Origin of the sequence: Arthrobacter sp. UYCu511 (assembly GCF_040547105.1) — a bacterium.
Classification (GTDB): Bacteria; Actinomycetota; Actinomycetes; order Actinomycetales; family Micrococcaceae; genus Specibacter; species Specibacter psychrochitiniphilus.
In genome coordinates, this window is sequence record NZ_JBEPPB010000002.1 from 14,194 (window position 1) to 28,966 (window position 14,773).

Here is a 14,773-nt window from a genome sequence, read left to right on the forward strand (position 1 = left end):
CAAATCTCTCAGCGGGCACATTTTTGGCACGCCTCGTAACGGGAAACAACAGACCCGTAGCTAATAGCTTACGGCCTCAACGCAAATCGACAGCGCGACAGACAGGAAAAAGTGCGCAGTCTCACCCACCCCAACCCGACGCTCGGTTACATTCGGGCCGTTTTTACCCGACGGTCCTGCAAGTGCCGAACGGTAAACCGGCCGCCACCCACCGAAGGTGAGGGAGCGCCTGGGCAAAACCCACCGAAGGTGAGGGAGCCTCTACTTTTGCAGGGACCAGGTGGCTCCGGCCGCTGTGTCTGCCACGTCCACGCCGGCTGCTGCCAGCAAATCCCGGATCTTATCCGACTCGGCCCAGTTCTTTTCCGCCCGGGCCAGTGCCCGCGCCTCGAGCTGGGCCTTGACGAGCACGTCCAAGGCACCTAGCGCTGCGGGTGATCCCGCTGCAGTGGCCCATTTTTCATCCAGGGGGTTCATGCCCAAGGCGTCGGCCATGCCCAAGACGGCCAGGAACGCTTCCTGCACGCGGTCTGCATCGCCAGCAGCCAGTGCCGTGTTGCCTGCCCTTACTGTTTCGTGCAGTACTGCCAGCGCCGCAGGAACGTTCAAGTCATCGTCCATGGCGGCAGCGAACGCCTCCGGGCGGGTGCCAATATAGCCGAAGCCATTGCCGGGAAACAGCTGTTTGCGTGCTGCCTCGATGAACGTCTCAATGCGTTCGACGGCGGCGCCGGCCTCGGCGAGCGATGTGGGCCGGTAGTCCAACACGGAGCGGTAGTGTGCCTGGCCCAAGTAGTAGCGCACCACCAGCGGCCGGGCGAGTTCCAGCATTTCACGCGGGTTAATGGTGTTGCCGATGGACTTGGACATTTTTTCGCCCTGATAGGTGACCATGCCGTTGTGCATCCAGAAGTTGGCGAAGCCGTGGCCGGCGGCCTGTGACTGGGCCATCTCGTTCTCATGGTGCGGGAAGCGCAGATCCAACCCGCCGCCATGAATATCAAACTCGGTGCCGAGGTATTTGGTGACCATGGCCGAGCATTCCAGGTGCCAGCCGGGCCGGCCGGCGCCCCACGGTGACTCCCACTTGGCAGTCTCCGGATCTCCGTCTTTATGACCCTTCCACAGCGCAAAGTCGCGAGGATCGCGCTTGCCCCGGGGATCGGCGTCGGGCGCGGCCTGCATGTCATCAATGTTCTGGTGCGTCAAGGATCCGTACGCCTTCCAGGAGCGCACGTCGAAGTACACATCGCCGGAATCATCCAGGGCGGGGTAGGCGTGGCCACGCTCGATCAGGGTCTGGATGAGCGCGTGCATCTCCGGGATGTGGCCGGTGGCGCGGGGCTCGTAGGTGGGCTTGAGGATGCCCAGTGAGTCATAAGCGTTCTCGAAGGCCTGCTCAAAACGGTAGGCGAGGGCCCACCACGGCTCGTTATTTTCGGCAGCCTTGACCAGGATCTTGTCATCAATATCCGTCACATTGCGCACCACGGTGACCTCGTAGCCGCTGGTCTGCAGCCACCGGGTCAGCTGGTCAAAGGCCAGTGCGGAGCGGACGTGGCCAATGTGCGGCTCCCCCTGAACGGTGGCACCGCAGTAGTACAGCGACGCCTTGCCCTTCTGGAGCGGGACGAAGTCGCGGACGGCGGCAGTGGCGGAGTCATGGAATCTCAGGGTCACGGCTCTAGGCTACCGCGTCCATCGAGGCCCTGGTGCTCGCGTTCCATAACCAAGGCGGTGGCAATTGCGGTGATGCCTTCGTTGCGACCCGGGAAACCCAATCCGTCCGACGTGGTTGCGCTCACCGACACTGGTGCTCCGGCAGCGGCGCTGAGCACTTCTTGTGCCTGCGCACGGCGCGGGCTGAACTTAGGCCTGTTGCCAATGAACTGCACGGCGATATTGCCAATCTCAAAACCCGCTTCCCGTACAATCCGGGCGGCTTCACCGAGCAATTTCACCCCAGATGCTCCCGCATATTCGGGGCGGTCGGTACCAAAATGGGCGCCAAGATCGCCAACTCCGGCCGCTGAGAACAGGGCGTCGGCTGCTGCGTGAGCAACGGCGTCGCCGTCGGAATGGCCGCTAAGTCCGCGTTCTCCCTCCCAGAGCAGTCCCGCCAGCCACAGGGGTGCGGGCGCATCATCGGGGGCAAACGCGTGCGTATCAACGCCAATACCAGTACGGGGTAGCTTCATGGGTTCAGCCTTCAATCCAGCGCGGGCGCAGCGGCCCTTCCAAGAGCGCCTCGGCCAACAACAGGTCCGTGGGGGAGGTGATCTTGAGGCTGTGCGTTGAACCTTGCACCACAAACACCTCCTCGCCAAGGGCTTCCACCATCATGGCGTCGTCCGTGATGGCCGCCAGCTCAGACGGGGTGAGCGTCAGCGCGTGGGCATGGGCTTGGCGCAGAGTGGCCAATTTGAATCCTTGGGGTGTTTGAACTGCCCGCAATACCTGCCGTGCTGGCGTGCCAACAACTTTTTCAACCCCGGCCCCCGTGGCTGGCAGCTGTGCCGGCTCCACAGTTTTGATGGTGTCAACCACGGCCAAGGCCGGGATGACTGCCTTCGCTCCGTCACGCAGTGCCCCTGCCACCCGATGAAAAACGCCAGACGGCGTCAGGGGCCGGGCAGCATCATGGATCATGACGGTTTCAACGCCCTGGGCAACAACTGCCAGGGCGGCTGCGACCGAGTCCGAACGTTCGGCCCCGCCGTCAACTACGCTGAAAAGAACTCCGGCGGCCTGAGCTTCTTGTGCTGCGCTTGCGCAAATAACTGCCAGCTCCGGGTCATCAGCGGGAATGGCAACACAGATCTGGGCTGCAACACCGGTCTTGATCACGCCACGGATGGCAAGGAGCAGCATGGGTTGCCCGGCCAATGGCACCCGGGCCTTGGGAACGCCGAAGCCCAGGCGCTGCCCGGATCCGGCGGCAACAATCACTACGGCGCAAGAACCTTCTTCAACCTCATTCATATCCCTAGAATAGTCCGGGCGGCCTCTACTTGGGCTTTGTGCCACGATTTGCCCCACATCGCAAAAAACCCCCACACCGAAGGGTGCGGGGGTTTTCTTGTGTTTTGCTGTGCAGGCAACTGTTACGAGGCCAAGACCTCGTCCAGAACTTCAGCAGCCTTGTCTTCGTCAGTTTTTTCGGCCAAAGCAAGCTCCGAAATCAGGATCTGGCGTGCCTTCGCAAGCATGCGCTTCTCCCCAGCTGACAAGCCGCGGTCATGGTCCCGGCGCCAGAGATCACGCACGACCTCGGCAACCTTGATGACATCACCGGAGGCAAGCTTCTCCAAGTTGGCCTTGTAACGGCGGGACCAGTTAGTGGGCTCCTCCGTAAACTCCGCACGAAGTACTTCAAAAACGTGCGCAAGGCCTTCCTTGCCGACAACATCACGAACACCAACAAGGTCAACGTTTTCCGCAGGGACCTCAATGGTCAGATCCCCCTGCGCAACCTTGAGCTTGAGATACATTTTCTCTTCACCCCGGATGGTGCGCATCTTGATCTCTTCGATCTTTGCCGCACCATGGTGTGGGTAAACTACTGTCTCGCCGACCTCAAAAAGCATGTGGATTCTCCCTTTCCAATGCTTCTAGTTTACCACGGTTAACTTCCCGCTCCCTTGAGTTTCCGCAGGTCAGGGGCAATCGGAGCTACGCCAGCGGCGCAATTGTTCCAACAATTGGAGAATTCTCCAGCCCTTGACTCCTGATCCTCAAAGTGCAGGCAGGAATCTACCTCCTGTTCCGGCTTCTCCGGCACTCATTGCCGGAAGCGTGCATTTGGCCTGTTTGCGGATAAGCTGAACAAAGATATTTTGTCTTTTCCATGAGGAGTTACTGACGTGAGAATCGCTGCCGGCATTCGCAGTACCAAACGAGCGCAACGCTTTAGCCTGATTGCCGCCATCGGCATTGGCGCCATGGCCTTCACCGGTTGCAGTGCCATCAACCAGCAAAGCACCGCCATGGAGGTCACCGTCACTGATGGTGTGCAATTGGATATGGGCCAGCTGGAACTGCGCAACGTCCTGATCGTCTCTGAAGCAGCAGGGGATCCAGGCCGCGTTATAGGCACTTTCTACAACCACGCTGATTCGCAGATGGTCCTGACCATCAGTGGCGCTCAGGGCTCCCAGACAGAAATCACTGTCCAGCCCGGCGTTCCCCTGGTGCTCAACAGCAAGTCCGATCAGGCAATCCTGAGCACTATGGCCCAGCCGCCGGGCAGCATTGAGTCCATTGAACTGCGCCAGTCAGGTGCCGGCTCTGAAACGGCTACTTTGAACGTGCCTGTTCTGGACGGCTCCTTAGCTGAGTACAAGAAACTTGTTCCCACACCGGCCGCCAGTGTTCCGGCCACCATGGAAGCCACACCAGAAGCTACGGCAACCCCGTAACAGCACCGCTCGTCTGCGGCTGTCTACAAGCGGTACCAGTGGGGCCAGTTGTCCAAGACAACTGGCCCCACTTTTTTGTGCTCACCTGGCAGTAAACACCATAGGCTTTGGACATCCCCGAGGCCTCAAACATTGAGAATTAAACACTGAGGGCGGGTGCCAGAAAATATTCTGGCACCCGCCCTCAGTTTCTACAGCTTAGTGTGTTGCGCTCCTGCGGCGGTTGAGCAGGAACACCGTTGCACCGGCAGCCAGCAGCAATGCTGCCAAGCCTCCGATCCAGACGTTGCTGGCACCCGTACTGGCCAGGCCATCCCCACCAGTGGCGGCAGCCGTAGTACTGGCCGCCGTGGTGGCATCCGATGCATCCGTTGAAGCATCCGTTGCAGGGGTGCTGTCAGTGGAGGCTGTGATGATCAACGGTGCACTGACCTGCTGCGGCTCACCATCAAGACCAATACCGTCAATGATGATCCGGTGCGTACCCGCCGGAACATTCGCAGGCAGCGTTACGCTCAGGCGCACGGTACCGTTTTTATCGGCTTTGGCTGTCCCCAACACCAACGGCTCGGAACGCAGCGTGAACGTTGCGCTGCTACCGGGCAAGAAGCTCTCACCGGTAATGACGAGCGCACCACCGGCGGCAACAGTGCCCGCACTGAGTTCAATCCCCGGAGTTGCCGGTTCTTGCGACGGGCCCTGGCTAGCCGTGGGGCTGACAGAGGCTGTTGCACTCTCACTCGGCGTAGCCGAAGCACTCGGACTTGCACTCGGCGTAGCCGAAGCACTCGGACTTGCACTCGGCGTAGCCGAAGCACTCGGACTTGCACTCGGTGTAGCCGAAGCACTCGGTGTAGCCGAAGCACTCGGCGTAGCCGAGGCACTCGGCGTAGCCGAGGCACTCGGGCTTGCCGATACCGTGGGTTCCACGGTGCCCTCAACCTTGATCGCCACTGTTTTGCTGCCCAAAACGGAGCCGGAGATGGCGTCCTTGATGGTCACCTTCGCCGAATAGTCGCCTGCCTGCGTAAAGGTGTGCGCCGCAGTGTACTGACCGCCAACAACGGGGACGCTCACGTCTGCACTGCCATCACCAAAGCCGACAACAGCGTTAGTCAAAGCTCCGTCACCGATGGCCGCCAATGCGGAGGTGCCGCTGATGAGCGCCGATGCTCCGACGTCGAGCGTTGACTTGGCTGCGGCAGCGGTGACCGCCGGAAGGGTGTAGTCCGGTGCCGTGTTCAGCTTGGTCGTGACCCCGCCGAGGCTGGTGCCACGGTCTACCAAGGTGAAGGAGTCCGGGCCTTGGGCATCGCGCTCGGTACTGAGCACAATGGCCAGGGTGTTGTCCCCGTTCTTGTTCAAGAACCCGCTGGGGATGGTGAAGGTGCTCTGCGGGCCCACATTGCCAACCCAGGTTCCCGTGTTCCAACCGTTGACGTAGATGACGGCGCGAGCGAAGGACTGGCGTCCATTCTCGAATTTGGCATCGTTGATCTTCAAGCCAAGGGCTGTATCAGTTCCTGCCGGCACAGCCAGCTTAAAGTTGGTGCGGTACCAGGTCACGCCGGCCTTAGCTGGCTTGAACGAGGTGGCATCAGCCCATTCGCTGTCCGGGTATCCGGGCAGGTACCAGCCAGCACGCTCACCGTAAAGACCACCGGTGTTGTACATGGTCCTGTCGGTATCGACCGGGGCGGCTTTGTCCTTGGCGCCTTGCAGCTTCCACGTCACAGCACCGGTGTTGGGCAAAATGGCATCAAAGAGGCCACGGTTCTGACGGGACAGTCCATCATCAGACCAGTCAAGGTTCTGGCCGTGGTTACGGACCACTGCCGAAACCACAGTCTTTTCACCATTTTTGATGACCCCGGCCGGAACCGTGATTGTCTTCATGCTGCCATCTGCTGCTGCGGATCCGGCGAAGGTGCCATTGACCCAGACCAGCATGTTAGCCGCAGATCCGCCCTGACCGCGCAGCTGGATGCTGGTGGCCGCCGAGGATGCGGTGAAGTGTGCCCGGTACCAGGTGTCACCTTCGTAGAAGCCATAAAATGCCGTATCAAGGACCTTGCCCTGGTTGGTGCCTGGGCCCTGGCGGTTGTTTGGTGAGGACGTGGCGTTGGCTACCTGCCATGCGCCATCATCGAAATCCTTGGCGGACTCCGGGTTCTCCCCGGAAACCTTCCAATTGCTCAGTGCTGGCAGGACAGCGGCACCCGGACCGGCAAGGTTTGTAACAAGCTGACCATTAGCACCCACCGTGGCGGTCAGTGCAACACCGTTCCAGGTGGCCTTGGTGATTCCTGCCGGAACGTAAATGTTGATGGCGCGTGCAGCCTTGGTATCGCCGACCAGGTGCACGGTGTCGCCGTCGAACTCTGCTGAACGGAGCAGGTCAACACCTGTGACCATGACGGTCTTGTTCGAGGTGCCGCCCTTGACGATTCCCTCAATGCTCCACTGCTGGGCCGTGGCCGAGCGGTCCGTGGTGACAACAGTCAAGGTCGGGGCGCCGCCACCTGTGATCTTGAACGAGGTGTTGGTGCCATGAATGTAGTTCAAGCGCAACTGCTTTGTGGCGCCATTCCATACGGATTCGACGGCGGTGCCAGCCAGCGTGGTCACAGTGGGTTCTGAGGCGTACTGCAGGACAGTTTCGCCGTCGTCGCCCTTGGCTCCGTTGAGCGCCAGCAGGGTACCGTTGGCCACAGGCATCTTCGTGAACAACTCGGAGGTGCTGTAAAGCATTTTCTGGCCGTCGAAGGCGTAATCGGCGATGACCATGTTCGCATCACGGCCGTGGAGCTTCAAGAAAGTGCCAGCCTTCTGCGGGACACGGGCAAAGCTGATGGAATCCGCCGGCGTCTCCGGGGTGGTTGCGGCCGGGGCGGAGGTTTCAATGGCGTCGATGGAGATGAACGTCCCCACCGCGGCGGGCGCGCCCTTCACACCCGTGTTGACCACCTTGATGGTGTGCTCAACCGTGGGATCCAGACCCTTTTTCTCAAACGCAGTCTGGCCGGGGGTGCTGGCAACGGCGACTTGGTACGTGTTGGTTTGGCCCACCTTGACACCGTCGATGAAGACGTCACCAATGGCGTGGTTGTAGGCTGTGGCGGAAATCAGCTTCACCTCGGCGGCCGTGAACTTGTACTCATAGTACGCGCCGGTCTTGGCGCTGTTGCTTTCGGTGCCCATATAGTCATTAGCGGTCCAATTTTTGCCGGTGTCATGGCTCCAGTCGGAAACGGTTCCAGTCTTGGAGTAGACGATGGCGGGATCGACGTCGTCGACCTTCTTGGTGATCGGGGCGGCGGGAGCTTCTGGTGCTGTTGCTGCCGGAATGACATCAAAGGCGTCGATGGTGACGTTGGCACCTTGGCTTGCAGCGTCCTTCTGCCCGGTGACCACAATCTTGATGGTGTGTGGAACGTTCGGGTCCAGCCCGTCCTTCTGGAAAGCTACGTACTGGAAGTTGGCATTCTGGCCGCGGTAGGTGTTTGTCTGACCCACCTTGACACCGTCAATGTAAACATCGCCGTAACCGTGGTTGATGGACTGGGCGGAAATGACGCGGATACCTGCCCCGGTGAACGTGTAGGAGACGGAATCACCCGTCTTGTCGCTGAAGGTTTCGGTGCCCTTGTAGTTTCCTGCGGCCCAGCCTTCACCGTTGGACTTGCCCCACGTGCCTGCATAGGTGATGGAGGGGTCCCTGTCATCAACGGTGTAGCTGGCGGCCACAACCTCTTCACGCGGGGAAAGAGTCAAGGGGATGGAGTAGTTCAGTTCCGTTGTGCTGTTGCTATCACCCTGACGGAAGCCCAGGTAGCGGGCTCCGTTGCCGGAGACGGAATCACTCTCCAGGCTCTCGGTGGCAATGCGCTGGTACGACTTGATGTTTCCGGTACCGCCATCGATTGTGACGGGGGCGCCGGGCTGCGGAACCATATTGGAGATCGGGGTGAAGTCCTTCTGGAAGTAACCCAGTTCCTTCTGCACGGATGCCTTGGGGGTGAGCTGGCGATCCTCATTGATGGCAGCACCGTAGTCATAGGATGTGAATCCAGAAGACGGGGATCCAGTCCAGCCCCAGTTGGTGCCACCGTACTGCATGTAGTAATTGAACATGTTGATACCGTTGTTCAGGTTGTTAACCCCGTACTGGCGGGTGAACGCTGAATCAACAAAATCGGCGCATTTTTCGGTATTAAAGCTTGCCCCCCACGGGGTGAAGGCTCCGCCCTGACCCTCTGCAATGAACATGGGACTGGTTTGGGTTCGTGCGCGGAAGCGGTCTTCCATGTCGGGGATCTGACCCCGGGTGTTGGAACAAGTGAAGCCCAGTGGGTACTGGTCGAAGGCGTAATAGTCTAGGCCCACGTTGCCACCGGCACTCGTACTGCCCGGGACGTAGGCACCGTTGAAGCCCCAGTCGTTGTGGAACACCGGGACGGTGATGCCGTCTGCCTTGATGCCCTTGACGAGTTCTTTCATGAAGGCGGGGCGGTTACCACCTTCGTTCAGGAGCTCGTTTTCAGCTTGGTATGTGACGATTGAGCCGCCACCGTCGGTTACCTGGTGTTTAACGGCGATCTGATTAAAAGCGTGAATCCAGCTCAGGGACTCGCGCAGCGCTTCCGGATCGGTGCTGCGTAAGGATCCCGCACCACTTTTGGTCAGGTAGGCTGGCAATCCGCCCATGGAGATTTCGGCGTTGACGTAGGGGCCGGGGCGGGCAATGACATAGAGGCCCTCTTCCTCCGCCATGGTCAGCAAGAGGTCAATGTCTTTGATGCCGGTGAAGTCAAACTTGCCGGATTCAGTGGAGTGCAGTCCCCAGAAAAAGTAGAGGGAGACGGCGTTGAAGCCGCTGGCGCGCATCTTCTGGAACATGTCGCGCCAGTCGTCCGTACCGGGCAGACGCCAGTGGTGGAACTCCCCGCTCCAGACGTTGAGGCGTTCCCCGTCAACCATGAAGGACTTGGAATCAAAGGTGACGGTGTGTGATTTGCCGTCATTGCCCGGGAAGATGACCTTCTCGCCACTCATAGCTGAGGTTGCAACACTCTCCACTGTGACGTTGGAGCCCTCGGCCAGCGCTGGAGAGGAAATGCTCATGAGGCCCAGCGCCGCCGTAGCCATAATGGCAGCCGCCTTGAGCCTTCGGGAGCGCCCAGGCGCTCTAGAGGAGTACGCAGTCATAGTTTGATTCCCTTGAACCTAGAGGCAACCGTCAGGGCCGCCCGGATTGTTATCCATCACAGCATATGACGCACACCACACCGAGGCAATCAAAATTCAACTTATACGCACATATGACACAGTTTTCCCCACACTTTTTGACGAATTGGCCAGGATCAGGCGTGCTTTAGGGTTCGAATTTGTAACCCAGCCCACGCACCGTCACTAGGTGCAGGGGCACGGCTGGATCCGTTTCAATTTTGCTGCGCAGCCTCTTCACATGCACGTCAAGAGTCTTGGTGTCACCAACATAGTCCGATCCCCACACGCGATCGATCAGCTGGCCTCGGGTAAGCACCTTCCCTGCGTTGCGCAGGAGCATTTCCAACAGTTCAAATTCTTTCAACGGAAAACTCACCGATTCCCCACGCACACTCACAACATGCCGGTCCACATCCATGCGTACCGGTCCTGCCTGGACCGCGGAGTCCATGAGCTCCTCCGGCTCGGCCTGACGGCGCAGAACCGCCCGAATCCGGGCAATCAGTTCACGGGAGGAGTAGGGCTTGGTGACATAGTCATCGGCCCCCAACTCCAGGCCAACCACCTTGTCAATCTCTGAATCCTTAGCCGTCAGCATGATAATGGGGACGCTTGAACGCTGGCGCAAATGCTTGCAAACCTCGGTTCCACTCATGCCCGGTAATTGCAGATCCAACAGAACCAAATCGGCGCCGCTGCGTTCAAACTCCACCAAGGCGTCCAGCCCGTTATCCGCTACCGAAACTTCATAGCCTTCCTTGGACAACAAGAATGACAACGGGTCGCTAATGGAATCTTCGTCTTCAACGATCAATATTCTGCTCACGCTCGGTGCGCTCCTTTAGGTCAAGCCTGGGTGCCGCTCGGCGCGGTGGTGCGTTCCGCCGTCGGACGTTTGGTTGGAAAGTTGGGGCAGGCGCACGGTGAACGTGGAGCCCAGCTTCGGGGCCGACCACACTGTCACCTCGCCACCATGGTTGCTGATGATGTGTTTGACTATGCTCAGGCCCAGCCCAGTACCGCCAGTATGGCGCGAACGCGCAGTGTCAACCCGGTAAAACCGCTCAAAAATGCGGTCCTGCTCGGTGGGGCTGAGTCCGTCACCTTGATCGGAAATGCTGACGGAGACCACCTCATCCGTCACCGAAAGCCCGATCCCGACCTGCGTATTTTCCGGGGAATACCGCACAGCATTATCAATCAGATTGCGCAGAGCGGTCACGAGCTGGGAGCGGTCGCCATAGACCTGCGCCGGCTGGCCGGGCCCCACGGCGATGGTGATGTTCCGGCTCTGCGCTGGGAGCCTTGTCCTGTCCACGGCCTCGGCAATAACCCCGTTGATATCCACCTCGGTGCCCACCCGCACCACATCTTTGCCCTGCACGCGCGAGAGTTCGATGATGTCCTGGACCAGGGCGGCCAGCCGCGCAGATTCTGTCATCATGCGTGAGGCGAAGCGGCGGACAGTTGCTTGATCTTCCGGCGCCGATTCAAGCGCCTCAGCCAGAAGCGAGATGGCCCCCACGGGTGTTTTCAGCTCGTGTGAAACGTTGGCCACGAAATCGTTGCGCACGGCTTCCGTTCGGGCAATTTCGGTGCGGTCATCCGCCAACAGCAAGATGTACTCCTCACCCAGAGGGGCAACGCGCACCTGGATCACCAAGGTGCCCTGACCCGAAGTCGCCGGGAACAGGTCAGCGGGTGGCGCTGTGGCGTGGGTTGCTGTGGCGTGGGTTGCTGCGGCGTGGGTTGCTGCGGTCGGTGGGACTTCGGTGGGCGGCGTTGGCGCAGCCGCTCCGCCAGGCAGGACGACACGTGGCAAAATAAGGTCACGTTCTTCAATAACACCGTCGCGACGTACCCGGTGGGCAAGTTCAATGAGTTCGTGATGGACCACCGTATGGCCGCGCACCAGGCCGAAGGCGTACGCACCCGGGCTGGCGCGGACAACGCCGTCGACCGTGTCAATGACAATGTAGGCCTTGCCCACCACGGAAAGAACCTCGGCGGAACCATCTGGCAACAGGGGTTCACCAATGTCTACAGTGCGTTGGCGTGAACGTTCGCTCAGACTAAATGCGAGCATGCCAAACACACCCAGGGCCAAGCCAATAAGCCCGGCCACCACTCCTACCAGCAAGGGATCCACAGCTCAAGCCTATGTGCTGATGACACGGATTTTCACCAACTGGCTCCCCTAAACCGTGCGTTCAGCTAACGTTCACCTTTAGGTGCCCAGCCGTTCATATGCAGGTGACATATTGGAGGGCAGGACAGGCCCGTTGTGGGCTACCCGTGAAAGGAAGCATCTGTGCGCAAAGTATTCCAGGCCGAGCTCCACCAAATTGGTGAGGGCCTGATTGAGATCTCTGATCTAGTTCTCGAAGCTATCGCGAAGGCAACGGCCTCTTTCGCTGCGGCCGATCTTCCCAGCGCGCAAGAAGTCATTGCCGCCGATGCCCGGATCGATTTTCTGCAAAACGATCTCGACGAACGAGCCATTGACGTCCTTGCTTTGCAGGGCCCCGTGGCCAGTGACCTCCGCATGATTGTGGGCTCCCTGCGTATGAGCGCATCTTTGGAACGCATGGGCGATCTGGCCCGGCACATTGCCCAATTGACGCGGCTACGCTTCCCTAACCCAGTGATCCCGGCATCTCTAACGGAAACTTTTGCCGAGTTGGCCCGGCTGGACATCTTCATTGCGGGGAAGGTCACGGAGCTCTTGGAGAGCCGGGATCTTGAACTGGTGGCCGAGATCTCTGCGGCTAAGTCCCAGATCAACAAGCTGCATAAAACCGTATTCGCCACCATGGCCGCTCCTGAATGGCAGGAAACCGCCGCCACCACTGTCGATGTCACGCTGGCCAGCAGGTATTTTGAACGTTTTGGCGATCACGGAGTGTCAGTGGCCCGCAAAGTCTCCTACCTGGTGACGGGCGAATGGCAGCCCGAGGAGTTCTTGGCCGTCTAAATTCCGGCCGCGCTGCAACTTACGCGCCCGCCTCCCACTAATGCGCCCGGTCTACAGGGCGCATTAGTGGGAGGCGGGCGCATTTTTTATGGGGGCACGTGCCCGAGGGCCGGGCGGGGAAAATGTGTAGGGAACGGCTGCGGGGCGGCACCTTTCGTGTGAAAGGTACCGCCCCGCAGTGCTGCATTAAAGTCGCGTGCGTTTAAGAGGTGTTACTTCTTGCCCTGGTTCGCTACAGCCTGGATAGCAGCAGATGCGGCTTCGGGGTCCAGGTACGTGCCACCGGGGGTGATGGGAGCGAAGTTCTCATCCAGTTCGTAGACGAGCGGGATGCCCGTGGGAATGTTCAGCGAGGCAATGGCGTCATCTGAGATGCCGTCCAGGTGCTTGACCAAGGCGCGCAGCGAGTTGCCGTGGGCCGTAACCAGAACAGTCTTGCCGGCCTTGAGATCTTCCTTGATATCCGATTCCCAGTAGGGCAGCAGACGGATCAGGACGTCCTTGAGGCACTCGGTTCGCGGCAGGGCCTCACCCAAATCCGCGTATCGGGGATCGTGAGCCTGGGAGAATTCACTGTCATCGGACAAGGCAGGCGGCGCGGTGTCGTAGCTGCGGCGCCATTCCATAAACTGCTCTTCGCCAAACTCGGCCAATGTCTGGGCCTTATCCTTACCCTGGAGCGCACCGTAGTGACGTTCGTTCAGACGCCAGTCACGCTTGACGTCAATCCAGCCGCGATCGGCCGCTTCCAGGGCCAGATTCGTGGTGTTGATGGCACGCTTGAGTCGCGAGGTGTAGACAATATCCGGCAGAAGGTTCTTCTCCACCAGCATCTCACCACCGCGTACGGCCTCGGTGCGGCCCTGATCATTCAAATCAACATCCACCCAGCCGGTGAACAGGTTCTTGGCGTTCCACTCACTGTGGCCATGGCGAAGCAAAATCAACGTATAAGTCATACTTTCATCTTACCGGGCGTATTCGTTGGGCCAGAATTACTACGTAGATTTGCACTTTGGGCTGTTGCTCGCCATCTCTGCTCTATCCGCCAGCACCCCTTTGAAGCACTGGTTGAACCCACCCAAAAACTGGGGTATCGAAGAGAGCGCCGGCAACAGGCACGTGATTGTGACTGGCAACACAGGGCGAAAAGGTCAAAAACGGCGGTTCCACCGCTGTGCACAAAATAAAATTCTTAAGTGGTTCAACGTGCGCAGCGAGTGGGAAACTCTTCAGCCGACCCCTCAAACCGCGTAGTTCGCCAACGCAACAAGCCCTTTGGCAATGCGACCCGTGGCACCACAAATCCGAACCGGCTGCGCCGTGTTGACCGCTGGCTGGCAGGTCCCCAAGCCTGGCGGCTGAAATGCGAAAGCAACCCTCTTGTGGTTGACCTGGGATATGGCGGCTCCCCTGCAACGGCTGTTGAACTGTATTCGCGCATTCATGCCGTGTGCCCAGCGGCCCATGTGACGGGGATCGAAATTGAGCCAGAACGCGTTCGCATCGCGAAGAAACTCGAGCACGATGGCCTGGATTTCCGGGTAGGCGGCTTTGAAATCCCGGTCTCCGGCAAGGCCACCATGGTGCGGGCGTTCAATGTCCTGCGTCAATATGATGAGGCAGATGTCCGGCTGATCTGGGACACCGTCTGCTCACGCTTGGCCCCACAGGGAATCTTTGTGGATGGCACCTGCGATGAGATTGGCAGGCGCAGTACCTGGGTGGCACTCGATAGCACGGGCCCACTCTCGCTCACCATTTCGCTGCGTTTTGGTGGTTTTGAACTGCCGTCCGACGTTGCCGAACGCCTGCCCAAGGCCCTCATCCACCACAACATGCCCGGCGAGCGGATCCACACATTCCTTCAGGCTCTGGACAAGCATTGGCTGGCCGGCTCAGCGCTGGCGCCCTTCGGCAACCGGCAGCGTTGGCTGGCTATGTGCCAAAAAATGTACGACGACGGCTGGCCAGTGGTGCGTTCACCCTCACGGTGGCGCTTGGGTGAACTGACCGTGGCCTGGTCCGCAGTGGATCCCAACTAAGTTCAGTGGAGCATAGCCAAGAGTTGAGCCCAGCTAAGGGTTACGCAGGCACCTGCCAAAGCGGGCACGTGCCTAGGGCAGCGGTTAGCTAAAGGGCACGTACCTGA

11 protein-coding genes are annotated in these 14,773 nt (G+C 59.6%); 3 read left to right on the plus strand and 8 right to left on the minus strand.

Annotated features, from left to right (window positions below; genetic code table 11):
- Positions 1-261: 261 nt before the first annotated feature.
- The 4 genes from cysS to ABIB48_RS03420 all read right to left on the minus strand — a co-directional run bounded on the left by cysS (position 262) and on the right by ABIB48_RS03420 (position 3,587).
- Positions 262-1,680 (minus strand): cysteine--tRNA ligase, encoded by a 1,419-nt coding sequence (cysS, locus tag ABIB48_RS03405; protein ID WP_354212067.1) that lies wholly within the window; start codon positions 1,678-1,680, stop codon positions 262-264.
- A complete protein-coding gene (gene ispF, locus ABIB48_RS03410) occupies positions 1,677-2,198 on the minus strand; it encodes a 2-C-methyl-D-erythritol 2,4-cyclodiphosphate synthase (protein ID WP_110104972.1) in 522 nt (173 codons plus the stop codon). Before ispF ends, cysS begins: the two co-directional genes overlap by 4 nt.
- A 4-nt stretch (positions 2,199-2,202) precedes the next feature.
- A complete protein-coding gene (gene ispD, locus ABIB48_RS03415; protein WP_315914102.1) occupies positions 2,203-2,982 on the minus strand; it encodes a 2-C-methyl-D-erythritol 4-phosphate cytidylyltransferase in 780 nt (259 codons plus the stop codon).
- Positions 2,983-3,104: 122 nt separating this feature from the next.
- On the minus strand, positions 3,105-3,587 hold the full coding sequence (locus ABIB48_RS03420) for a CarD family transcriptional regulator (protein WP_062285384.1): 483 nt from the start codon (positions 3,585-3,587) through the stop codon (positions 3,105-3,107).
- Between the two features lie 276 nt (positions 3,588-3,863).
- Between ABIB48_RS03420 and ABIB48_RS03425 the strand changes: the two genes are divergently transcribed.
- Positions 3,864-4,418, plus strand: a complete 555-nt coding sequence (locus ABIB48_RS03425; RefSeq protein ID WP_354212071.1) for a hypothetical protein — start codon at positions 3,864-3,866, stop codon at positions 4,416-4,418.
- 198 nt (positions 4,419-4,616) lie between these two features.
- Here the strand turns inward: ABIB48_RS03425 and ABIB48_RS03430 are convergent, their stop codons facing one another.
- From ABIB48_RS03430 to ABIB48_RS03440, 3 genes are all read right to left on the minus strand, one after another.
- The gene (locus tag ABIB48_RS03430; RefSeq protein ID WP_354212073.1) at positions 4,617-9,626 is read right to left on the minus strand and encodes a beta-galactosidase; all 5,010 of its coding nucleotides are present in this window, start codon (positions 9,624-9,626) and stop codon (positions 4,617-4,619) included.
- A gap of 166 nt (positions 9,627-9,792) precedes the next feature.
- A complete protein-coding gene (locus tag ABIB48_RS03435) occupies positions 9,793-10,473 on the minus strand; it encodes a response regulator (protein WP_315914099.1) in 681 nt (226 codons plus the stop codon).
- 15 nt (positions 10,474-10,488) lie between these two features.
- On the minus strand, positions 10,489-11,796 hold the full coding sequence (locus tag ABIB48_RS03440; protein ID WP_354212075.1) for a sensor histidine kinase: 1,308 nt from the start codon (positions 11,794-11,796) through the stop codon (positions 10,489-10,491).
- A gap of 162 nt (positions 11,797-11,958) precedes the next feature.
- Between ABIB48_RS03440 and phoU the strand changes: the two genes are divergently transcribed.
- Complete coding sequence (gene phoU / locus ABIB48_RS03445) at positions 11,959-12,621, plus strand: phosphate signaling complex protein PhoU (RefSeq protein WP_354212077.1); 663 nt, start codon at positions 11,959-11,961, stop codon at positions 12,619-12,621.
- A gap of 212 nt (positions 12,622-12,833) precedes the next feature.
- On the opposite strand, the gene ABIB48_RS03450 is transcribed toward phoU, so the two are convergent.
- Positions 12,834-13,580, minus strand: coding sequence for a phosphoglyceromutase (locus ABIB48_RS03450; protein WP_354212080.1), 747 nt, complete (start codon positions 13,578-13,580; stop codon positions 12,834-12,836).
- Between the two features lie 240 nt (positions 13,581-13,820).
- On the opposite strand from ABIB48_RS03450, the gene ABIB48_RS03455 reads away from it, so the two are divergent.
- On the plus strand, positions 13,821-14,666 hold the full coding sequence (locus ABIB48_RS03455) for a class I SAM-dependent methyltransferase (RefSeq protein ID WP_110104980.1): 846 nt from the start codon (positions 13,821-13,823) through the stop codon (positions 14,664-14,666).
- Positions 14,667-14,773: the final 107 nt, after the last annotated feature.

What these genes read in the sequence shown, in the direction of transcription:
- ispF (WP_110104972.1), bottom strand. Translation starts at nt 2,198, where the DNA reads ATGAAGCTACCCCGTACTGGTATTGGCGTTGATACGCACGCGTTTGCC.
- ispD (WP_315914102.1), bottom strand. Translation starts at nt 2,982, where the DNA reads ATGAATGAGGTTGAAGAAGGTTCTTGCGCCGTAGTGATTGTTGCCGCC.
- ABIB48_RS03420 (WP_062285384.1), bottom strand. Translation starts at nt 3,587, where the DNA reads ATGCTTTTTGAGGTCGGCGAGACAGTAGTTTACCCACACCATGGTGCG.
- ABIB48_RS03430 (WP_354212073.1), bottom strand. Translation starts at nt 9,626, where the DNA reads ATGACTGCGTACTCCTCTAGAGCGCCTGGGCGCTCCCGAAGGCTCAAG.
- ABIB48_RS03450 (WP_354212080.1), bottom strand. Translation starts at nt 13,580, where the DNA reads ATGACTTATACGTTGATTTTGCTTCGCCATGGCCACAGTGAGTGGAAC.